Origin of the sequence: Janthinobacterium rivuli, from assembly GCF_029690045.1 — a bacterium.
Classification (GTDB): domain Bacteria; phylum Pseudomonadota; class Gammaproteobacteria; order Burkholderiales; family Burkholderiaceae_D; genus Janthinobacterium; species Janthinobacterium rivuli.
Window position 1 is genome coordinate 214,342 of record NZ_CP121464.1, and the last position, 21,353, is coordinate 235,694.

At 57.5% G+C, this 21,353-nt stretch carries 11 protein-coding genes, 2 tRNA genes, 3 rRNA genes and 1 pseudogene; 2 read left to right on the forward strand and 15 right to left on the reverse strand.

Annotation, left to right across the window (positions count from 1 at the left end; all coding sequences use genetic code 11):
- Window positions 1-4: 4 nt before the first annotated feature.
- The 8 genes and pseudogenes from P9875_RS28720 to P9875_RS00910 all read right to left on the reverse strand — a co-directional run bounded on the left by P9875_RS28720 (window position 5) and on the right by P9875_RS00910 (window position 10,730).
- A pseudogene (locus tag P9875_RS28720) lies at window positions 5-3,403 on the reverse strand (ATP-binding protein).
- The gene (locus P9875_RS00880) at window positions 3,400-3,996 is read right to left on the reverse strand and encodes a DUF4194 domain-containing protein (RefSeq protein WP_278318779.1); all 597 of its coding nucleotides are present in this window, start codon (window positions 3,994-3,996) and stop codon (window positions 3,400-3,402) included. Before P9875_RS00880 ends, P9875_RS28720 begins: the two are co-directional and overlap by 4 nt.
- Window positions 3,996-5,432 carry a DUF3375 domain-containing protein gene (locus P9875_RS00885; RefSeq protein ID WP_278317345.1) on the reverse strand — a complete coding sequence of 479 codons (1,437 nt, stop codon included), beginning with the start codon at window positions 5,430-5,432 and terminating at the stop codon, window positions 3,996-3,998. The genes P9875_RS00880 and P9875_RS00885 overlap by 1 nt, the downstream gene beginning before the upstream one ends.
- Before the next feature lie 124 nt (window positions 5,433-5,556).
- A 5S ribosomal RNA gene (gene rrf, locus P9875_RS00890) occupies window positions 5,557-5,669 on the reverse strand.
- Window positions 5,670-5,807: 138 nt separating this feature from the next.
- Window positions 5,808-8,697 (reverse strand): 23S ribosomal RNA (locus P9875_RS00895).
- 242 nt (window positions 8,698-8,939) lie between these two features.
- Window positions 8,940-9,015: transfer RNA gene (locus P9875_RS00900), tRNA-Ala, on the reverse strand.
- A 26-nt stretch (window positions 9,016-9,041) separates the two neighbouring features.
- Window positions 9,042-9,118, reverse strand: a tRNA-Ile gene (locus P9875_RS00905).
- Window positions 9,119-9,199: 81 nt separating this feature from the next.
- A 16S ribosomal RNA gene (locus P9875_RS00910) occupies window positions 9,200-10,730 on the reverse strand.
- Together the 16S, 23S and 5S rRNA genes with 2 tRNA genes alongside form the textbook arrangement of a ribosomal RNA operon.
- Before the next feature lie 494 nt (window positions 10,731-11,224).
- Here P9875_RS00910 and P9875_RS00915 point away from each other — a divergent pair.
- Window positions 11,225-12,604: a sodium-dependent transporter gene (locus P9875_RS00915; protein WP_099403928.1), complete on the forward strand. Its 1,380-nt coding sequence runs from the start codon at window positions 11,225-11,227 to the stop codon at window positions 12,602-12,604.
- On the opposite strand, the gene P9875_RS00920 is transcribed toward P9875_RS00915, so the two are convergent.
- The 7 genes from P9875_RS00920 to P9875_RS00950 form a co-directional block, all read right to left on the reverse strand.
- The gene (locus tag P9875_RS00920) at window positions 12,605-13,219 is read right to left on the reverse strand and encodes a M15 family metallopeptidase (protein WP_099403927.1); all 615 of its coding nucleotides are present in this window, start codon (window positions 13,217-13,219) and stop codon (window positions 12,605-12,607) included. It abuts the gene before it with no gap.
- A complete protein-coding gene (locus tag P9875_RS00925) occupies window positions 13,219-14,121 on the reverse strand; it encodes a LysR family transcriptional regulator (RefSeq protein ID WP_278317346.1) in 903 nt (300 codons plus the stop codon). The genes P9875_RS00920 and P9875_RS00925 overlap by 1 nt, the downstream gene beginning before the upstream one ends.
- Window positions 14,122-14,204: 83 nt before the next feature.
- Window positions 14,205-15,014: an N-acetylmuramoyl-L-alanine amidase gene (locus P9875_RS00930; protein ID WP_278317347.1), complete on the reverse strand. Its 810-nt coding sequence runs from the start codon at window positions 15,012-15,014 to the stop codon at window positions 14,205-14,207.
- Complete coding sequence (locus P9875_RS00935; RefSeq protein WP_278317348.1) at window positions 15,011-15,991, reverse strand: N-acetylglucosamine kinase; 981 nt, start codon at window positions 15,989-15,991, stop codon at window positions 15,011-15,013. Before P9875_RS00935 ends, P9875_RS00930 begins: the two co-directional genes overlap by 4 nt.
- A 92-nt stretch (window positions 15,992-16,083) precedes the next feature.
- Window positions 16,084-17,745: a glycoside hydrolase family 10 protein gene (locus tag P9875_RS00940; protein ID WP_278317349.1), complete on the reverse strand. Its 1,662-nt coding sequence runs from the start codon at window positions 17,743-17,745 to the stop codon at window positions 16,084-16,086.
- Between the two features lie 91 nt (window positions 17,746-17,836).
- Window positions 17,837-19,147 carry an MFS transporter gene (locus tag P9875_RS00945; RefSeq protein ID WP_278317350.1) on the reverse strand — a complete coding sequence of 437 codons (1,311 nt, stop codon included), beginning with the start codon at window positions 19,145-19,147 and terminating at the stop codon, window positions 17,837-17,839.
- Window positions 19,148-19,192: 45 nt separating this feature from the next.
- Window positions 19,193-20,074 carry an N-acetylmuramic acid 6-phosphate etherase gene (locus P9875_RS00950; RefSeq protein ID WP_035823205.1) on the reverse strand — a complete coding sequence of 294 codons (882 nt, stop codon included), beginning with the start codon at window positions 20,072-20,074 and terminating at the stop codon, window positions 19,193-19,195.
- Window positions 20,075-20,261: 187 nt separating this feature from the next.
- On the opposite strand from P9875_RS00950, the gene P9875_RS00955 reads away from it, so the two are divergent.
- Entirely contained in the window at window positions 20,262-21,320 is a 1,059-nt protein-coding gene (locus P9875_RS00955; RefSeq protein WP_278317351.1) for a helix-turn-helix transcriptional regulator, read from the forward strand.
- The last annotated feature ends 33 nt before the right edge of the window (window positions 21,321-21,353 follow it).

The following is a 21,353-nucleotide window of genomic DNA, read 5'->3' on the forward strand; positions in this document are numbered from 1 at the left end:
GCACTCATGCGCCGCGAGTCTGGCGCTCGGCCTGGTACTGCTCGATGCTCAGGCAGCGCAACATCGATTGCCGGCCCTCTTCGCTATGCACGAAGCCAAGGCCGGCAACATAGGGTTCGATGATATGGATTTTTTGCAACGGCGTGACGATCAGCAATTGCAGATTCATGCGCTTGAACAGTTCCAGCCCATAGCGCGCGGACTCATCCGAGCCGCGGCCGAACGCCTCATCGATCACGACAAAACGGAAGGATCGCGAACGCACGACGCCCCACTCCAGGCCGAATTGGTATGCCAGACTGGCGGCCAACACGGTATAGGCCAGCTTTTCCTTCTGACCGCCGGACTTGCCACCTGCATCAGTGTAATGTTCATGCTCGCGGTCATCTTCACGCCAGCGCTCGGAGGCCGAAAACACAAACCAGTTGCGCACGTCGGTCACCTTGCGCGTCCAGCGCTTGTCCACCTCGGCGCTCCCGCTGCGGCCACGGAAGCGCTCGATAATCGTTTTGACCTGCATAAATTTGGCTTCCGTATATTCTTCATCGCTCGATCCCGTCAGCGCGCCTTCCGTGCAGGCACGCAAGTCGGCCTGGAAATCGCGCAGGTCAGCGTCCAGGTTGGGCTCGGCCTCCAGCGCGATATAGCGGTTGGGGTTGTAATCGATATCGTGCAGCGAGCGGTTGATGATATCGATACGTTCGCGTATGGTTTCACGTTCGCGCTTGAGCTGTGATTGAAAGCCAGCAATTTCGCGTATCGTGTTTTCATTGAGCAATTCCTTGAAGCGCTGCGCAAAGCGTGGCAAGTCATCGGCCTGCAGTGCCGCCAGCATCTTGCCAAACTCGCCGGCGGCATTGATGCTGACATCGACTTCACGCGTATCGAGCGGCCACGCCGTGACGTAATCACTCATGGCGTTGATGATACGATCGCGCAAACCGGCGATTTTCTTGCCGTCGGCATCGATACGCGCCTGCAAGAAAGTGCGCATGTCTTTTTCACGGTTGTCGCACGACTCCACCGTCAGTTTGTGTTCGCCTAGCGCTTCCCCCTGTAGCCGCTGCAGCAAGGGAAAATACAGCTCACGCGCGTGCGACGGCGTGGCGTCCAGCAACTGTGCGCAATCGCCCAAGTGACCGCTGGCCTGCTCCTGGCGTTCGCTGAGTCTGGCGTGCTCGGTGGTGTGGCGGCTAATGTCGTCATCCGTTTTGGCTTGCGCTTGCGTCAACGCCTCAAGCTGACCCTGCAGCTCTTGCAGCAGATCGGACGCCGCTTCCAGTGCCTCTTTTTCACGCAGTAATTGTTCGATCGCCAGCAGCAAGGGCTTCCAGTCCAGTTCGTCGAAATGCTGGAACACCGCCAGTTGCTGCCAGTGACCCAGGCGGTCCTGATGCGTTTTGACATCAATGCCCAGTGCACTGATACGAGCACGATGGGCGGTGATGCGCAATGACAAATCACGCGCTTGCTTTTCCAGCGCCGCGATCTTGGCCTGGTTGGTCCAGCCCAGCACATAACGGGTGCGGTCTTGCAACTGATGACGGTCATCCTTTTCATGGCGCTCGCCACCCGCCTTGATCTGGCCGTTGTGCGTGATGGCCAATTTTTCACGTTGGAATTGCTGCAGCGATTCACAGCATGCGTAGTCGAAACGCCGCGCCAGTTCACCGGCGATCCATGGATAAAACGCCGAATCCGGCTTGATGGACAACTTGCACACCAGGGAGTCCGGATGCAGCGGCCGTGCTTCCGGCACATTGACCGCGCGTACCCGAAAATACACCAGGCGCGCTCCAAGATGGCTGCGGTCCACCCATGCCGCCACCGCCGCATAATGGGCTTCCGGCACCAGCAGCGCCAGGCCGAAATTGTGCAGCAAACGTTCGGCCGCGCCCTCCCACGCGCCCGCATCGTCGCGTACCTGGATCAACTCGCCAACAAAGGGCAGCTCATCACCATCGAGATTAAGCGCGCCGCACAGCAAGTCACGCAGTTTCAGCATCTGGCCTGGAATATTCGAGCGGCGCTGGCGCAACGATGCGAGCTCCGCCGATAACTCGCCATGGCTGGCGCCCAGTTAGCGCACCATGACACCCGCCTCTGTCAGGGTGTTCTGGCACTCGTCGCGCTGCGCGACGCATTGCGCCTGGCCACTGTCGATAGCACGCAAATTGGCGCGAAAGCCTTCGTCATCGGCAGCACCAGGCAAGCCCAGCGCTTGCGCCAATTGCTCGTAGAGCGCTGCGCGCCGCGCACGCTCATCCTTCAGCGTTTGCCGGCGCGCGATCTCGGCGTCGATCTGCGCCAGGCGATTGCCGCCGTTGGCGGAAATGGCTTCCCGTATTTCATCGCGGCGCAGGCCTTGTTCGCCGCGCTGCTGTTGCAGCCGCTGCAGGCGCGCGGCGGTTTTTTCCAGTTCCAGCACCAGTTGCTTCAGGCGGCTTTCCAGCAACTCACTTTTCAAGGCAGCAAACCACGGCCGCAGCGCTTCGCGGCAGCCGCGCAACTGCTCATCCTGCTGCTGCAAGCTGGCATGGCGTGCGCAATCGGCAGTGAGCGGCAGCAATTGCTCGATCTGTTGCTTCGCCTTGAGTACAGCTTCGTGCGCGCGATGCAGATCATCGAAATGGGCAATCAGGGCGGCAATCCGCTCTTCGACGGGAAATGCTTCAAGCATGTGCTCACGCACGAAGTCGGTCAGGTTGCCGACCGATTTCATCGACACCGTTTGGTGAAACAACTCCATCGCCTGTTCATTGCCGATGCCGAAGCGGCGGCGGAAATCGGCACCATACGGTGGAAAACTGTCGTATAGGGTTATACCCTTGCTGGCGCGCAGGCGCTTGCGCAGCTGGGTGATATCGGTACCGAAGCCAGCGAACTGATCCACGATCGACAAGGCGCTGTCCGCCACAACATAAAAACGCTCGGGCTGGCCGCGCGCATCCTTGAGCCAGAAGACCTGCGCCAGGGTCACCGTCTGATCGTAGCCTTCGTTATAAAACACGCCAAGGATCACGGCATAGGTATTCTGGTCGCGCAAGGCCACCGCGCGCGCCGTACTGCCCGTGTCACCGCGTTCCGATTTGTAATGGCCAAGCACATAGGTACGCAGGCTGCGCTCATGCGCGTCGGCACCGGCGGCTTTGTTATAGGAAATCTTTTGAGCGGGAACCAGCAAGGTGGTTATCGCGTCGACCAACGTCGATTTGCCCGAACCGATGTCGCCGGTCAGCAGCAGATTGTCGCCGCCCGGATGCATTTTCCACACGCGCGCATGAAAGGTCCCCCAATTCAGGACTTCGAAGTGATGCAGCCGGAAGCCCGCACGTTCAAGTAGCGCCGGCTCCGCAAAATGTAATTGGGAACTTACGCCGTCCTCATGATCCCGCGCCGTCATTCCGCATCCTCCGACAGTCCCGCGCCATGACTGGCGTAATCGTTCAGGCGTTGTTCAAAATCGCTAAGCCATTGCGCGTCGACAAACGCCTTCAAAATGCGCCGCACTTCAAATTGCTGATCCTGTCCACGCAAACGATACAGGAAGCCCAGTTCGACCACTTTATTCAAATGCGTCTCCATGCGGTCAAGCAAACGCGCTTCATTGGCGGTATCGGGCAGGAAAAGGCGCAATTGTTCGGTGATCTGCTCACGGCTGACAATTAAACGCGTATCGCCAGCATGGCTATCGAACTCCGCCAGCTTTTTACGCAACAGCACCAGGATCAAACTGACCGGATAACTGAGCTGGCGCCGAGGCACCAGACGCGGTAGTGCAACTTCCCCTTCCGGTGTGGCACGCTGGCGCAGATAGGCATAGCCCTCGGCTTCGTCGAGTATCAATTCCAGGCCGATTTGCTGGTAATAATCGCGCACGCGCGCTTGCAACAGCAGCAGTGGCTGCCATAAGGCGACATCGTTTTCCCGGTACAACACGCCTTGCATCAAGGCGATCAGGATCTGGCTGTAATGAGTTTCACTGGATGAATTCATCATGCACTGAAAATAAGAAGAGGTACGGTGGCAAGCCGCGCACGACCCTGCGCATCGCTCCAGTGTATCGTTTCTTCTCGCGTATCGTCGATCACGCCTGGCAATTCCTGCGTCGCCAGGCTCAGATAAGTGGCCAGTTCCGCCAGGCCTTGCTCGAGCGGATATTCGGCGATCAGCGTGGCGAGCGACACTTGCTTGCGCTGCTGTAGTGCGCGCCGGATATTCGACGCCAGTTTCAGGCGGTCGACATGGACCTGCTCGAACAAGGCATCCGACGGCACCGGTTCGGCGGCTTCATCGAGCACGCCATGCAAAATGACGGGTTTGAAGGGCGGTGTAAACAAGATGCGATCCATCGGCGCCAGCACATTCGGTGCGGCGGCATTGATCTCGATAAAAGCGGCATGCTCGACCACCGCGCGCGCATCGAGCGCCTTTTTTTCTATGTCGCGTATCAGCTGCATGATGCGGCGGTTTTCCAGCCAGGCCTGATCGTCGAGATAGCGTCGCAACTGTTCCGACAAACGGGCCACCGTACGCTGCGTCACTTCGCCCGCCTCCAGCCAGTCATAATGAATACGCAGCAAGCGGCCATCGGGCGCCAGTTCGCGTACCGGATCGAGCGCCATGACCGCATTCAATAATGCCGTCAATTCATCCTGGCGCGATGGCGACATCAACAAATCCCAGAAGGCGCGAAAACTCTTGCCTTCATCGGAATCGGCAATCACATCGCGCTTGCCGAAAATTTCCTGCAGCAATTCGCCCTTGTTGCCTTCCCATGCGGCGATACGTTCACGCACCGAGCGATCCAAGCTGCGAAAATTATGTTCCACGGCACGAAAATCGGACAATAGCTCGCGTGCAGTGGACGACATTTGCAGGAAGCGCTCGCGTACCTGACCAGGCTCCATCATGTCGAGCCGTCCTTGGGCGATCTGTGCGATTTCTGCATCGATGGCTGCCTTGCGTTTCTGAAGCTCGGCGATACGGGTACGCGGATTCAATTCGGTTCCGTCGAGAATCTGTCGCAATAAATCGAACACTGTCATCAGGCGCGATTCGGTGCCGATGAATTGGCGCTGTTCCAGGCCAAGCAGCCATGCGATCGCCTGTTCAGTCGGTGAGGTCAAATCATAGTGCGGTTCATCCTGCCCGCTTGGATAATATTTGCGTAGCCAGCCTCGTTCATCGGAAGCCCAATCGTCCAGATACGCTGTCGCGCTTTTGGGAAACAACACCTCGCCAGCCAGTTCATGCAAATGATACAGATGATCATCCAGATGCGATGCCAGTTGCTGGCGTGCGATGGTACGGATATTAGGAGCAATAAAATGACGGTGCAGGAAACTGGCGATCATCGGTGCATGATCAGCGGCAAGCAAACGCCAGGCAGGATGGTTGCGGCGCTGGGCAGAAAGTTGTTGATAGTCCATCTGTACGCGTTTTGAGTCTATTGCGTACTGTAGCACCGATCAATATCACATCTCTTGATAAATCTCCAGACGAAAAAAAACCCGCCAATTGTTTGACGGGTTTTTCTCTTACTGCGAATAACAAGCCTGACGATAACCTACTTTCACACTGGTTGCAGCACTATCATCGGCGCAAAGTTGTTTCACGGTCCTGTTCGGGATGGGAAGGGGTGGGACCAACTTGCTATGGTCATCAGGCATAACTTGTACTGGCATTTGTCCTCAATGGAGCGACAAAGCCTGAATCTGGAAGAAGCAAAGATTGGGGTAATGACTGGTAGTATCAACACACACGCAACGTTGTACCGTCTTATCCTCTGTACCTGCTAAGGTTATAGGGACAAGCCGTACGGGCAATTAGTACTGGTTAGCTTAATGCATTACTGCACTTCCACACCCAGCCTATCAACGTCCTGGTCTCGAACGACCCTTCAAAGAGCTCAAGGCTCTGGGAAATCTCATCTCAAGGCAAGTTTCCCGCTTAGATGCTTTCAGCGGTTATCTCTTCCGAACTTAGCTACCCGGCAATGCCACTGGCGTGACAACCGGTACACCAGAGGTTCGTCCACTCCGGTCCTCTCGTACTAGGAGCAGCCCCCTTCAAATTTCCAACGCCCACGGCAGATAGGGACCAAACTGTCTCACGACGTTTTAAACCCAGCTCACGTACCACTTTAAATGGCGAACAGCCATACCCTTGGGACCGGCTACAGCCCCAGGATGTGATGAGCCGACATCGAGGTGCCAAACTCCCCCGTCGATATGAACTCTTGGGAGGAATCAGCCTGTTATCCCCAGAGTACCTTTTATCCGTTGAGCGATGGCCCTTCCATACAGAACCACCGGATCACTATGTCCTACTTTCGTACCTGCTCGACTTGTCAGTCTCGCAGTTAAGCACGCTTATGCCATTGCACTATCAACACGATGTCCGACCGTATCTAGCGTACCTTCGAACTCCTCCGTTACACTTTAGGAGGAGACCGCCCCAGTCAAACTGCCTACCATGCACTGTCCCCGATCCGGATAACGGACCAAGGTTAGAACCTCAAACAAACCAGGGTGGTATTTCAAGGTTGGCTCCACGAGAACTAGCGTCCCCGCTTCAAAGCCTCCCACCTATCCTACACAGATTGGTTCAAAGTCCAATGCAAAGCTACAGTAAAGGTTCATGGGGTCTTTCCGTCTAGCCGCGGGTAGATTGCATCATCACAAACATTTCAACTTCGCTGAGTCTCGGGAGGAGACAGTGTGGCCATCGTTACGCCATTCGTGCAGGTCGGAACTTACCCGACAAGGAATTTCGCTACCTTAGGACCGTTATAGTTACGGCCGCCGTTTACTGGGACTTCAATCAAGAGCTTGCACCCCATCATTTAATCTTCCAGCACCGGGCAGGCGTCACACCCTATACGTCCACTTTCGTGTTTGCAGAGTGCTGTGTTTTTATTAAACAGTCGCAGCCACCAGTTTATTGCAACCCTTTCACCCTCATGGAGTAAACCATTCAAGCTACCGGGGCGTACCTTTTCCCGAAGTTACGGTACCAATTTGCCGAGTTCCTTCTCCCGAGTTCTCTCAAGCGCCTTAGAATACTCATCTCGCCCACCTGTGTCGGTTTGCGGTACGGTCTCGTATGACTGAAGCTTAGAGGCTTTTCTTGGAACCACTTCCGATTGCTTCGTGAATAAATTCACTCGTCTCAACCCCTTGAATTCCGCACCCGGATTTGCCTAAGTGCCTTCTATGAGCCAAAAACCAACTATTCCAACAGTTGGACAACCTTCCGCGATCCGTCCCCCCATCGCATCATACGACGGTGCAGGAATATTAACCTGCTTCCCATCAGCTACGCATCTCTGCCTCGCCTTAGGGGCCGACTCACCCTGCTCCGATGAACGTTGAACAGGAAACCTTGGGCTTACGGCGTGGAGGCTTTTCACCCCCATTATCGCTACTCATGTCAGCATTCGCACTTCTGATACCTCCAGCATCCTTTACAAGACACCTTCGCAGGCTTACAGAACGCTCTCCTACCATATATATCTGTGATAAATCACAGAACAATATCCGCAGCTTCGGTGACTGGCTTAGCCCCGTTACATCTTCCGCGCAGGACGACTCGATCAGTGAGCTATTACGCTTTCTTTAAATGATGGCTGCTTCTAAGCCAACATCCTGACTGTTTTAGCCTTCCCACTTCGTTTTCCACTTAGCCAATCTTTGGGACCTTAGCTGGCGGTCTGGGTTGTTTCCCTCTTGACGCCGGACGTTAGCACCCGACGTCTGTCTCCCAAGCTCGCACTCATCGGTATTCGGAGTTTGCAATGGTTTGGTAAGTCGCAATGACCCCCTAGCCATAACAGTGCTCTACCCCCGATGGTGATACTTGAGGCACTACCTAAATAGTTTTCGGAGAGAACCAGCTATTTCCAAGTTTGTTTAGCCTTTCACCCCTACCCACAGCTCATCCCCTAATTTTTCAACATTAGTGGGTTCGGACCTCCAGGGCGTGTTACCGCACCTTCATCCTGGCCATGAGTAGATCACTTGGTTTCGGGTCTACACCCAGCGACTGATCGCCCTATTCGGACTCGATTTCTCTACGGCTTCCCTATGCGGTTAACCTTGCCACTGAATGTAAGTCGCTGACCCATTATACAAAAGGTACGCAGTCACGGAACAAGTCCGCTCCTACTGTTTGTATGCACACGGTTTCAGGATCTATTTCACTCCCCTTCCGGGGTTCTTTTCGCCTTTCCCTCACGGTACTGGTTCACTATCGGTCGATTACGAGTATTTAGCCTTGGAGGATGGTCCCCCCATATTCAGACAGGATGTCACGTGTCCCGCCCTACTTGTCGTACGCTTAGTACCACCGGTCCGATTTCACATACGGGGCTATCACCCACTATGGCTCCTATTTCCAGAGGATTCTGTTATCGGTCCGACTATCACGTACAGGCTCTTCCCATTTCGCTCGCCGCTACTTTGGGAATCTCGGTTGATTTCTTTTCCTGCAGCTACTTAGATGTTTCAGTTCGCCGCGTTCGCCTTGCATACCTATGTATTCAGTATGCAATACCCTAAAAGGGTGGGTTGCCCCATTCGGAAATCTGCGGATCAAAGTGTGTTTGCTCACTCCCCGCAGCTTATCGCAAGCTACTACGTCCTTCATCGCCTGTAATCGCCAAGGCATCCACCATGTGCACTTATTCGCTTGTCCCTATAACGTTAGCCTCTGCTCACCGAGGTGACCAAAGAGCGCTACAGGGATAAGAAAGTACAACGTTGTTGCTTGTTTGTTGATACATACAATCATTACCCATCGATTTGCTTTTTACGGCAAACCGATCAATAAATAATCTTTACTTCTTCCAGATTGTTAAAGAACATACAGCACTTGGTCTCGAAAAGACCAAACCTAAATCCCGGCGCACTATCTGCACTGATTTACGTTTGAACTTTTGGTGGAGGATGACGGGATCGAACCGACGACCCCCTGCTTGCAAAGCAGGTGCTCTCCCAGCTGAGCTAATCCCCCTATGGGTATTTCCAGACTACAGAAACTGGTAGGGCTGGTTGGACTCGAACCAACGACCCCCGCGTTATCAACACGGTGCTCTAACCAGCTGAGCTACAGCCCCAAATGCTGTTCTTTATATTAACAGCCGATAAGTGTGAACATTTGATGCGTGAATCATTTACATGATTCGTGCAAACTCTAGAAAGGAGGTGATCCAGCCGCACCTTCCGATACGGCTACCTTGTTACGACTTCACCCCAGTCACGAATCCTACCGTGGTAAGCGCCCTCCTTACGGTTAAGCTACCTACTTCTGGTAAAACCCGCTCCCATGGTGTGACGGGCGGTGTGTACAAGACCCGGGAACGTATTCACCGCGACATGCTGATCCGCGATTACTAGCGATTCCAACTTCATGCAGTCGAGTTGCAGACTACAATCCGGACTACGATACACTTTCTGCGATTAGCTCCCCCTCGCGGGTTGGCGGCGCTCTGTATGTACCATTGTATGACGTGTGAAGCCCTACCCATAAGGGCCATGAGGACTTGACGTCATCCCCACCTTCCTCCGGTTTGTCACCGGCAGTCTCATTAGAGTGCCCTTTCGTAGCAACTAATGACAAGGGTTGCGCTCGTTGCGGGACTTAACCCAACATCTCACGACACGAGCTGACGACAGCCATGCAGCACCTGTGTACTGGTTCTCTTTCGAGCACTCCCCAATCTCTCGGGGATTCCAGCCATGTCAAGGGTAGGTAAGGTTTTTCGCGTTGCATCGAATTAATCCACATCATCCACCGCTTGTGCGGGTCCCCGTCAATTCCTTTGAGTTTTAATCTTGCGACCGTACTCCCCAGGCGGTCTACTTCACGCGTTAGCTGCGTTACCAAGTCAATTAAGACCCGACAACTAGTAGACATCGTTTAGGGCGTGGACTACCAGGGTATCTAATCCTGTTTGCTCCCCACGCTTTCGTGCATGAGCGTCAATCTTGACCCAGGGGGCTGCCTTCGCCATCGGTGTTCCTCCACATATCTACGCATTTCACTGCTACACGTGGAATTCTACCCCCCTCTGCCAGATTCTAGCCTTGCAGTCTCCAATGCAATTCCCAGGTTGAGCCCGGGGATTTCACATCAGACTTACAAAACCGCCTGCGCACGCTTTACGCCCAGTAATTCCGATTAACGCTTGCACCCTACGTATTACCGCGGCTGCTGGCACGTAGTTAGCCGGTGCTTATTCTTCAGGTACCGTCATTAGCAAGAGATATTAGCTCTCACCGTTTCTTCCCTGACAAAAGAGCTTTACAACCCGAAGGCCTTCTTCACTCACGCGGCATTGCTGGATCAGGCTTTCGCCCATTGTCCAAAATTCCCCACTGCTGCCTCCCGTAGGAGTCTGGACCGTGTCTCAGTTCCAGTGTGGCTGGTCGTCCTCTCAGACCAGCTACTGATCGATGCCTTGGTAGGCTTTTACCCTACCAACTAGCTAATCAGATATCGGCCGCTCCACGAGCATGAGGTCTTGCGATCCCCCACTTTCATCCTTAGATCGTATGCGGTATTAGCGTAACTTTCGCTACGTTATCCCCCACTCCAGGGTACGTTCCGATATATTACTCACCCGTTCGCCACTCGCCACCAGAGCAAGCTCCGTGCTGCCGTTCGACTTGCATGTGTAAGGCATGCCGCCAGCGTTCAATCTGAGCCAGGATCAAACTCTTCAGTTTAATCTCTGTTACTTTGCCATTTTATTGGCACCGTCTTGCGACGGGTCGCTCACTCAAAAAACTGACAGGCTACTTCCGAAGAAGTATCCTATTTCATTATTTCTTGTGAACATTTGATATTTTAAGTTAGACGTCAATCCGAAGATTGACGCTGCACTTGCATCAAATGCCCACACTTATCGACTGTTAATTGTTAAAGAACTGTATTCGGTGCTGCTTATTTACCACTCTCGCGCTATCGACAAAGCGTTGTGTTTGTCAGCTACGAAGAAGGAAGAGTATGAAGCATTTCGCTACATCCGTCAACTCCTTCTTTTCCTGCTCATCGCCGTTTCCGGTGATCCTCAACTGCCGCATTTGACTGCGTCTCATTGGGGAGGCGAACTATAGCAAAGCGCCCCCGTAGTAGCAAGGCTTTTCCGGGGTATTTGCGGCCAACTGCTACAATTTCGCCCCCTCAGCGCAAATTCGCGTCCCACCATAGAAGATTCACCATGAAACAACAAGCTCAAGGATCAGGCCTGACCCTGAAACGGGCTGGCTTTACCACTGGCTTCGGCGTCCTCGCCGCCACCCTCGGTTCCGCAGTCGGCCTCGGCAACATCTGGAAGTTCCCCTACCTGACAGGCGCCAATGGCGGCGCCGGTTTCCTGCTCATCTATCTGCTCGCCACCTTATTAGTGGGATTGCCCGTGATGATCGCGGAAATCACCCTGGGACGCCGGGCCAAGGTCAATCCCATCTCCACCATGGAACAGCTGGCACCGAAGGGCAAGCCCTGGTGGCTGGTTGGCGTCATTGGCATGGTCGCCGCCTTCCTGATCGTCGCGTTCTATTCGGAAGTGGTGGGCTGGGTGTTTGCGTATATCGCCAAGGCCATCGATGGCTCCATCCTCAGCAGCGACAAGCTGGTGACGGAAGCGGCTTTCGCCTCACTGATCAGCAATCCTTTGCAATCGCTGTTGTGGCAATGGGGCGTACTGCTGTTTATCGGCGGCATATTGATGCTGGGCGTAACCAAGGGCATCGAAGCGATCGCCAAGAAACTCATGCCGCTGCTGTTCCTGCTGTTGCTGCTGCTCTGCGCGGTCAGCCTGTCGCTCGATAAAGCGGCCGAAGGCCTGGCGTTTCTGTTCCGTCCTGATTTTTCCAAGCTGACGGCTTCCGTCGTGCTGACGGCCATGGGCCTGGCCTTCTTTAAATTGTCCGTAGGCATGGGTACGATGATGACCTACGGCAGCTATTTCCGCGATGACCAAGATATCCCCGTCACGACTTTACGCGTAATGGCGGCCGACCTAGGCGTCTCCATGCTGGCCGGCATCGCCATCTTCCCCGCCGTGTTCACGTTTGGCTTCGCCCCCAGCGCGGGACCGTCGCTGGTGTTCATCACGATTCCCGCCGTGTTCTCGCAAATTCCCATGGGACAAGCATTGATGGTGGTGTTCTTCATTCTGGCAGCAGTCGCCGCCACGGGCGCGATGCTGTCGCTGATGGAAGTGCCCGTGGTGATTTTCCATGAACGCTTTGGCTGGACGCGCACCAGGGCCACCATCGTGACCATGCTGCTGCTGGCCGTGCTCGGTTCCGTATGCGCGCTGAGTAATAGCACCCTGGCGGACTTCAAGCTGTTTAATTTGAATATGTTTGATCTGTTCGACTTTGTATCATCGAATATCTTCCTGCCGGTAGGCGGCATCGCGATTGCCTTGTTTACCGGCTGGGCCTGGGGCAAGGACCATTTCATCGATGCGATCAGCAATCATGGCCAGTTGCAGAACAGAAAATTGGCCCATGTGCTGCTGTTCCTGCTGCGCTTTGTCTCTCCTGTCCTGATCCTGATCGTGATGCTGAAGGGCCTGAAAGTCTTCTAATTAAAGAACCCGGGTGTAGGTCTGGCGCACCAGCACCCGGTCGCCGCAATCGAAATGCCACCATTCGCTGTTGATGCCGAAGAAGCCCGCCTGGAACATGGCGTCGCGCAACAATCGGCGATGGTCCACTTGCCCCTGCGTAATTTCTCCCCTTTCCAGCATCACCAGCTCCAGCGCCGGGTGCGAGCGCTCACTCAGGTCATCAAAGCCCGTGCCCATGTCGAGTTCCTGCCCATCGGGCCCAACGATGGTGATGTCGAGCGCCATGCCGAACGAATGGATCGAGCCGCGCGACGGCTCGGCGATATAGCCGAGCAACTCCGTTCCCTGCAGCGCATCCCACAGTTGCTGCTGCACCCGTTGCGGACGCAGGGCGTCGAGTACCAATAAATGATGATCGGGTCGCCGCTCGGCCAGCCAGGCCACGGCCTGTTCCAGAGCGGCGGCCGCATCGCGGTGCAGCCAGGCGCAATCGATGGGGCTGTATAAGTCGCGGCCGACAAAATTGTCGGGCGTGGCATAGCGCAAGTCGACGGCGATGCCGGCGATGCTGCTCAGGTGGCGAAATTGCGGATCATTACTCACCGCTTCCAATTGCAAACTTGCAACAGACATCAGACGCCTCTTTCCAGGCAATTGCGCGCCGCCACGCCGATGCTGTCGGCCAGGCGCCGCGCGCCATGCGACAGCGGCGAGTGGCTCGCCGTCAATAAATACAGTTGGATCGGGATCGTGGGCGCCCAAGGACGGCGCTGCAGCCGCTCGGGCGAGCCTGACGCGGCCGTAAACGGGTCGACGACGGCCATGCCGGCGCCCGCTTCCACCAGGGAACGGGCGATTTGATAGGTTTGCACCACGGTGGAAAACACAGGGTGGATATCCTGCGCTTCGCAGGCGGCCACCACCAGTTCACCCAGCGGATCGTTGTCGGCATGGCCGATCAGCTCGCCATTCAGGCCATGCGCCGTCAGCGGGGTGCCGCAATCGGCCTCGCGCCACGTGCCGGCCGGCGCAATCACCGTCATGACGCCCTGCGCGATCGGCTCGGCCACGATGCCCGGATGGCGCGGGTCTTGCAGCGACACGGCCAGGTCCGCTTCACCGAGGCGCAGGGTATTGACGATCTCGCCCGTGTGATGGGTGGCCAGTTGGCAACGCGTGTGAGGGAAGTCGCGCCGCCACTGCGTCATGGCGAAGGGCAAGACGCTGATGGCAATCGTCGGCGTGGAGACCAGGCGGATGGTTTCCACCGCATGGCCCTTCAGGCTGGCCGCCAGACGGCGGATGCCCAATAAATCGCGGTTGAGCTTTTCCGTCTCGACAAACAAACGGTGCGCCTCGGGCTTCGGGTACAGCTTGCCCCGTACGCGCTCGAACAGCGGCATGCCCAGTTGCAATTCGCAATGCTGCAAGACCTTGGTTACGGCCGGTTGCGAGATATGCAGCACCTGGGCGGCGCCGCTGATGGTGCCAACTTGCATGATGGCGTGAAACACTTCGATATGACGCAGCCGCATGAGCTATTCCTTTACCTTGCCGTGGCCGCCTGGGCCGTCAACGTTCAGCATATAAGAAAAAGTCATGGGCTGGAACGGCCATGCTACTTTGCAACAACAGCTGGGGCCGCTGGGACTGGCGTCGTCAGCACTTCCAGCAGGGCCGCCGTTTCGCCATCGGGCGTGCCATCGAACAAAGTGTTGCGGTATTTCATCTGGAAGGCGATCAGCACATTGCGCGTCGCTTCATCGAACACGCCCGTGTTCGGCGTCGCATAACCGTGCTGGGCCAGCTTTTTCTGGAACCAGACGGCATCCGGCACTTGCTGCTCAAACATGATTCGCTGCGCGGCAACGCGGTTCGCGTCCGGCCAGACGATCAGGCCCGCATCGGCCAGCTGACGCCATGGGAACAGCGGACCCGGATCCTGCTTGCGCTGCGGCGCGATCTCGTTATGACCAAGGATATTTTCCGGCGCGATGTTGTAGCGGGCCTGGATATCTTTCAGCAGCGGAATCAGCTCATCGATCTGCGCCTGCGGGAACGGGTACCAGAGACGGCCTTCCGGCGTGTCCTTGTAACCGGGATTGACGATCTCGATGCCGATCGAGCTGACATTCAACTGTGTATAAGTCTTCCAGTTACTCACACCCGCGTGGTTGGCCTGGCGCGATTCGTCGACCAGCACGTAAAACTTCGGCTTGTCCGTGTCCGTCAGCAAATAATGGCTGCTGACCACTTGTTCCGTCAGGATCTTGATCGAGCGGGGCAGGTCGCTGACCGTGTAATGGATGACGATGAATTTCACGCGCGGGCTCTGGCCGCGCGCGTTCAAGCTGTGGTCGAGGTGCGGCGCGGGCGTGGTACAGGCGGAGAGCAGGGCCACCAGCAGGGCGAGGGCGATTTTTTTCATGAAGGATCCGTGTTCGGGTTAATAAAATGTTCAGTGTTGACCTGTTTCTTGACGGCCGTCTTGACGGCGATCCTGGCCGCCGCCTCATGTGGACGGGCAACTTTCTGTTCCATCGTCAACGATACAGGCAAAGCGGCGCGCATGGCTGACGCAATGGCCGGGTGCAATTGCGCCGCGCGGCCCGCCAACACCACGGGACGCGGGCCATGGCGCGATACCAGTGCCAAGGCCAGGCGCGCCAGTTCCTGTCCCGCGCGCTGCAAGATGTCCAGCGCCAGCGGGTCGGCATCGGCACTGGCGGCCACGGCCAGCGCCAGCCGGCCGATGGCGCCCCGGTCCTGGCCATACATGAAGGCGCGCGACAATGACCAGTCGCTGCCGCCCAGTTGCGCAAACACGGCTTCGGCCATGGGCGCCTCTTGCCAGCTGCCGGGCGCCTCGTCTTCGCGGCGCCAGATATGGCGCAAGGCTTCGCGCGCGATCCAGTAACCGCCGCCGCCATCGTCAAGTAACACGCCGCGCCCGCCTGCGCGGTGAAACACGCCATCCGCATCGATCCAGGCGGCAATCGAGCCCGTGCCAGCGTAGACCAGATAACCTTCGCCGGGTTCAAAACTGTCGCGATAGGCGATGTCGATATCATTGCAGATCGTCACGTCAACGGCGTCCAGCGCCAGCAAGTCTGCCAGCATGTGCGCCAGCGCCACATCGTCGCCGCCAAAGCCCGTCAAGCCCGCCACCACGGCGCGCGGCTGGCCGATAGCCAGCACAGCCTGAGACAATTTCGCAAACGTGGCGTGCACGGCTGCGCGGCCCGCATCGCTGCTCATTTGCAAGGCAGACAAGCCTTGCACGGCCCCGTCCGCCACGATGGCACCATCCGCGCCGGCCAAAGCCCAGCGCGTTTGCGTGCCACCCGCGTCGATGCCCAGCCCGAGCACGGCAGTGTCAATATTGGTTGCAGGGAAGGAAATCATGGCATGAGTGTAAAGCCAAGCGGAGCTTGCAGGCATGAAAGCTTGCGCATGTTTCATGCCTGCAGGTTATGGATTGCCGGTAACCGGCAAAATTACTTGGCGGCGACCGTAAATGGTGCGCGCACGGTAACGCGGGGGCTTTCATTGCCGAGGCGGTCCACGGCGCTGACCACCACCGCATTGACTTTACCGGTGGCATCGTCGACCAGGGTCAACTCGCCTTGCACGCCCGTGACCACGGTAAAACGCCAGTCTTCGTCATAGCGGGCCCAGACGGCGTATTGCGCCACGGCTTTGCCGCCGCCCGCCGTCAATTTGATGTTGAGGCTGCTGGAATCGCGGCGCAAGGCCAGCACGGGCGTACCCGGCGCTTCCTTGCCCAGCCACGGCGTGGCGGGAATCAGGGCAGGGCTTTGATACACGCTCGCCTTGAGCTGGTCGCTGACACCCTTGCGGTTCTGCATCAGAGGCACCATGCTGAAATGCACCTGGCCATTCGCGCCAGGGCGAGTGCGCGTCACTTCGACTTGCTTGATGATCTCTTGCGGCGTGAAAGACTTGGCGGAATTGTCGATGCGGCTCGTGTACAGGCCTGGCCACACATGGCGGCCATACGGATTTTGCGCCAGCCAGTAGTCGAGCAGCACGCCAAACGCTTGCGGCGCCTGCGCCACGGGCCAGTACAGCTGCGGCGACAGATAATCGAGCCAGCCCTTGGCCAGCCACAATTCCGCATCCGCATACAATTTATCGTACTGGCTGAAGCCGACGATGCCGGCAGGGCGGCGGTCCGGACGGCCGATGCCGAACGGGCTGATGCCGAAACGCACCCAGCTCTTTTCGCGGTGTATGCCTGTATATAAAGCTTCGATCAGCTGGTTGACGTTCTGGCGGCGCCAGGAAGGGCGGTCCAGCTGGCCACCGGCCAGCAGATATTGCTGCCAGGAAGGCTCATCGGGAAACGGCAGTTCGCGCTTGGCGCCGCCATTGCCCGCGTCCAGCGCGGCAGTTTCCGCACCGGCACCAGCGCCGGGCGCGTCGATCGGATACGGATAAAAGTAATCGTCGATGTGCACGCCATCGATATCGTAGCGGCGCACCACGTCGAGCACCACGTCCGTCGTGTGCTTGGACGCGGCGGCGTCGCCCGGATCCATCCACAGGTAGCGGCCGTATTGCTTGACGGACGCCGGATTGGTGGACGCGAAACTGTCGCGCGCCAGCGGCGACTTGGCCGTCGCGTGACGGGCACGGTAGGGATTGAACCAGGCGTGCAACTCCAGGCCGCGCGCATGCGCCTGCGTCACCCAGAAGGCCAGCGGATCATACATGGGCAATGGCGGCTGGCCTTGCTTGCCAGTCAGGTATTCCGACCACGGCTCCAGCTGCGACGGGTAAATCGTGTCGGCGCTAGGGCGCACTTGCAGCACAATCGCGTTCAGATTCAAGGACTTGGCGCGGTCGAGGATGGCCAGCGCTTCGGCTTGCTGCTTGGCGACAGGCAAATTGCTGCGGCTGGGCCAGTCGATATTGGCGACCGTCGAGACCCAGGCGGCGCGAAATTCGCGCGGCGCCGGCGGCGGCACTTCGCCCGTGATGTGCTGTACGGGCGGCACGGCCGGCAAACCCGCCTCGCCCGGCGTCACCGCGGACGGCAGCTTGGTGCTGGTACAGCTGCTGAGCAATGTGGCGGTGGCCAGCGCGGCCAATACGCCGGCGCTGGCGCCCAGGCGTTTTTTGAAAGTAGACAACAAAACAATTCCTTGCAGTGGTGGAGCGCAGGTCTATCGGTGCGGGCATTTTACTGTGCGCCCGACATCCATGCGGGCGCACAGTTCAAAAGAATCAGGCCTCGGCCTTCTTGCCGAATTCGGGATCGATCTTGACCAGCGCAGCCATGATGAAAGCTGGAATCGTGGCGATGCAGACCCATATGAAGAAGTGCTGGTAGCCGAGCATTTGCTGTATCCAGCCGCTGGCCATGCCGGGCAACATCATGCCCAAGGCCATGAAACCCGTGCAAATCGCGTAATGGGCCGTTTTATGCGCGCCATCGGAGACCATGATCATGTACAACATATAAGAAGCGAAACCGAAGCCATAGCCGAATTGCTCCAGCGCGATGCCACCGGCGATCACATAGATGCTGCTGGGCAAGGCGCTGGCCAGGTAAACAAAGACCAGGTCGGGCAGGTGCACGGACAGCACCATGATCCACAAACAGCGTTTCAAGCCGAAGCGGGAAATGATGAATCCGCCCAGCAAGCCACCGAGGGTCAGGGCGATCACGCCGATGGTGCCGTAGACGAGGCCCACCTGTTCCGTGCTGAGGCCCAGGCCGCCCTTGGCGACAGGGTCGAGCAGGAAAGGCGCGGCCAATTTGAGCAGTTGCGCTTCGCCGAGGCGGAACAGCAGCAAGAAGCCGAGGATGACGACAATATCCTTCTTCTTGAAAAAGGCAGCAAAGGTGGCGACAAACTCTTGCAGAGGAGAAACACCGGCGCCCTGGATGCTGGGGTGGTCGTCCTTGGGTTTCGGCAAGACAAAATAGTGATACAGGAAGAGGGCGATGAACAGGCCCGCCAGAATGGCGAACACGACGGACCAGGCCAGCTGCACATTGCCCGTCGCATGCGTGAGATAGCCGGCCAGGTACACGAGGCCACCCTGACCGGCGATCATCGCCAGGCGGTAAAAGGTGCTGCGCACGCCGACAAAGGCCGCTTGCTGGTGCTCTTCCAGGCCCAGCATATAAAAGCCGTCGGCGGCAATATCATGCGTGGCGGAACTGAAGGCCATCAGCCAGAAGATGGCCAGGCTGATCTGGAAAAAGTGCGGCAGCGAGGTCGTCAGGGCCACCAGCGCCAGCGCGGCGCCGATCACCAGCTGCAAGCCGACGATCCAGAAGCGCTTGGTGCGGTACATATCGATGAAGGGCGACCACAGGGGCTTGATGACCCACGGCAAGTACAACCAGCTGGTGTACAGGGCAATATCCGTATTGCTGAAACCATAGTTCTTGTACATGATCACGGACAAGGTCATGACCACTACATAGGGGATGCCCTGGCCGAAATACAGGGAAGGGATCCACAGCCACGGCTTATTTGATGGCTTATTCGCGCGCGCCGGGGCGGTTTGTTTCACTAGCTCCATACATCCTTCTTTGTCTCCCAGACAGAAGAATGCCGCGCCATCGGATCACGCCGCCAGTGCCGCCCGCACACTGCCGTCCGCGCCGGCCAACAATGCCTGTGCCTGGTTTGTGTTGATTTTTTTGATCAAGGCAACAATCGCCACCTTGACGTGATAGTGGCATTGCTCCAGCACGGTCCTGGCCTGCACTTCGCTGGCGCCCGTGGCGTGCATGGTCAGACGCACCGCCCGCCAGATCAGCTTGGCGTTGGTCGGCTTCAAGTCTACCATCAAGTTTCCGTAAGTTTTGTGCAAACCGACCATCAGGGCGCTGGAAATCGTGTTCAGGGTGATTTTTTGCGCCGTGCCCGCCTTCAAACGCGTGCTGCCGGAAATGACTTCCATACCCGTGTCGAGCACGATGCCGCATTGCGCCTCGTGCGCCACGGGGGCATCCACATTGTTGGCGATGCCTATCGTCAAGGCGCCCGCCTGGCGTGCGGCCAGCAAGGCGCCCAGCACATACGGCGTGGCGCCGGAGGCGGCCAGCAGAATCACCACGTCATTGACCTGCGGCTGCAGGGCCAGTAAATCCTTCTCACCTTGCGATAAATCATCTTCCGCGCCTTCCACAGCCGTAAACATGGCGCCCGCGCCGCCGGCCAGGATGGCGACGGCCCGTTCCGGTGGCCAGGAAAACGTGGGATTGAGTTCAACGCTGTCGAGTACGCCCAGGCGGCCCGACGTGCCGGCGCCCACATACAGCAGCCGCCCACCGGCAGCGATGCGAGGCAGGGCGGCCGTGATGGCGGCGGCGATGTCGGGCGAGGCCAACCGGACGGCCTCGACGGCCCAGAACTGGTCATCGACCAGCGCCGCCACCAGTTGCTCCACCGGATACAGGTCCAGATCCGGATGCCGCCGGCTCGGAGTTTCAGTTTTCAACATGATTTCAGAACATGGTTGAAGGTGAAACCAGTTTAATACCAACGAGCAAGATCAGCCATGAAAGGATGGCGGGCGGGCATAACGGGCGTTTATGCCTGATGCAGGAACGTGGTGTATTAGTTGTACTTCGATACGCCCCCGTTTGTGTCTATACTTGGGTTCGACGCCAACATCCACGACACGCCCCATGATCGCTCGCCAATTGCTGTTCCTGTTTAGCGCCCTCGGCGCCATCAACGGCATTTTCCTGGCCGTCTATTTTTTCAGCCGCCGGCCTCGCTGTCTGGCCGACTGCATGCTCGGTGCATTGCTGCTGGCCGTCGGGGTGCGCACCGCCAAATCCGCCTTTCTCTACTTCAACCCTGCGATCGCCATCGAGTTCCGCCAGCTGGGCCTGTCGGCCTGCCTGCTGATCGGTCCCTTGACCTATCTGTATGTGCGCGCTTTTCTGGCCGGGCGCGCGCAACTGCCTGCCGGACAACAATGGCGCTGGCATCTGGGTCTGTCCTTCCTGATCATTGGCATTGGCGTTGCTTTTCCGTATTCGGCGTATCGTTCTGTGTGGAACTTGTCTAGCCATGCGATTCATGTGTTCTGGCTGGGCTACCTGCTGGCGAGCGCCGGGCTGCTCTGGCAAGGCCGCCGCACGTGGTGGAACGACGGACAGCGGATGGCGACCAGCAGCGTGCTCCTGCTGAGCGTCTTTGCAGGCAGCTGTGTCATGCTGGCGGCGTACGCGAGCACGCCGTTCACGTCCTATATTGTCGGCGCCTTGTCGTTCACCTTCTCGCTGCATGTCGCGTTCATGCTCTTTTTGCTGAGAAAGGAAAGCTTGACGCCTGCCGAGCCAAAGCCAAAGTACCAGCATAGCCGCCTGACGCAAGACGATGCGCTTGCCGTGCTCGCTGCGCTGGAACAACAGATGAGCGGGCAACAATCCTATCTGAACCCGAATCTGACTTTGGCCCAACTGGCCAAGCGGGCCGGATGCACGCAGGCGCAGGTGTCGCAGGTACTCAATGACAAGCTGGGCAAGAGCTTCACCACCTACGTCAACGAATACCGTATCGCCGAAGCAAAACAGGTATTGACCGGCGAGCCGCAACTGAATATGGATACCGTCGCCGAGCGCTGCGGGTTCAATTCCAGTTCCACGTTCTACTCGACCTTCAAGAAAGTTGCTGGGCAGACGCCCGCCAGCTTCCGCGCCCAATCCAGCCAGGCGGCCGGGGCCATTTCCGCGTAAAACCGCTCCGGAATCGCCATTCCGGAGTCTGAC

Bases quoted from the DNA above. Each gene is read 5' to 3' on its own strand.
- P9875_RS00880 (WP_278318779.1), bottom strand. From the start codon at position 3,996: ATGAATTCATCCAGTGAAACTCATTACAGCCAGATCCTGATCGCCTTG.
- P9875_RS00885 (WP_278317345.1), bottom strand. From the start codon at position 5,432: ATGGACTATCAACAACTTTCTGCCCAGCGCCGCAACCATCCTGCCTGG.
- P9875_RS00915 (WP_099403928.1), top strand. From the start codon at position 11,225: ATGAAACAACAAGCTCAAGGATCAGGCCTGACCCTGAAACGGGCTGGC.
- P9875_RS00920 (WP_099403927.1), bottom strand. From the start codon at position 13,219: ATGTCTGTTGCAAGTTTGCAATTGGAAGCGGTGAGTAATGATCCGCAA.
- P9875_RS00925 (WP_278317346.1), bottom strand. From the start codon at position 14,121: ATGCGGCTGCGTCATATCGAAGTGTTTCACGCCATCATGCAAGTTGGC.
- P9875_RS00930 (WP_278317347.1), bottom strand. From the start codon at position 15,014: ATGAAAAAAATCGCCCTCGCCCTGCTGGTGGCCCTGCTCTCCGCCTGT.
- P9875_RS00935 (WP_278317348.1), bottom strand. From the start codon at position 15,991: ATGATTTCCTTCCCTGCAACCAATATTGACACTGCCGTGCTCGGGCTG.
- P9875_RS00945 (WP_278317350.1), bottom strand. From the start codon at position 19,147: ATGGAGCTAGTGAAACAAACCGCCCCGGCGCGCGCGAATAAGCCATCA.
- P9875_RS00950 (WP_035823205.1), bottom strand. From the start codon at position 20,074: ATGTTGAAAACTGAAACTCCGAGCCGGCGGCATCCGGATCTGGACCTG.
- P9875_RS00955 (WP_278317351.1), top strand. From the start codon at position 20,262: ATGATCGCTCGCCAATTGCTGTTCCTGTTTAGCGCCCTCGGCGCCATC.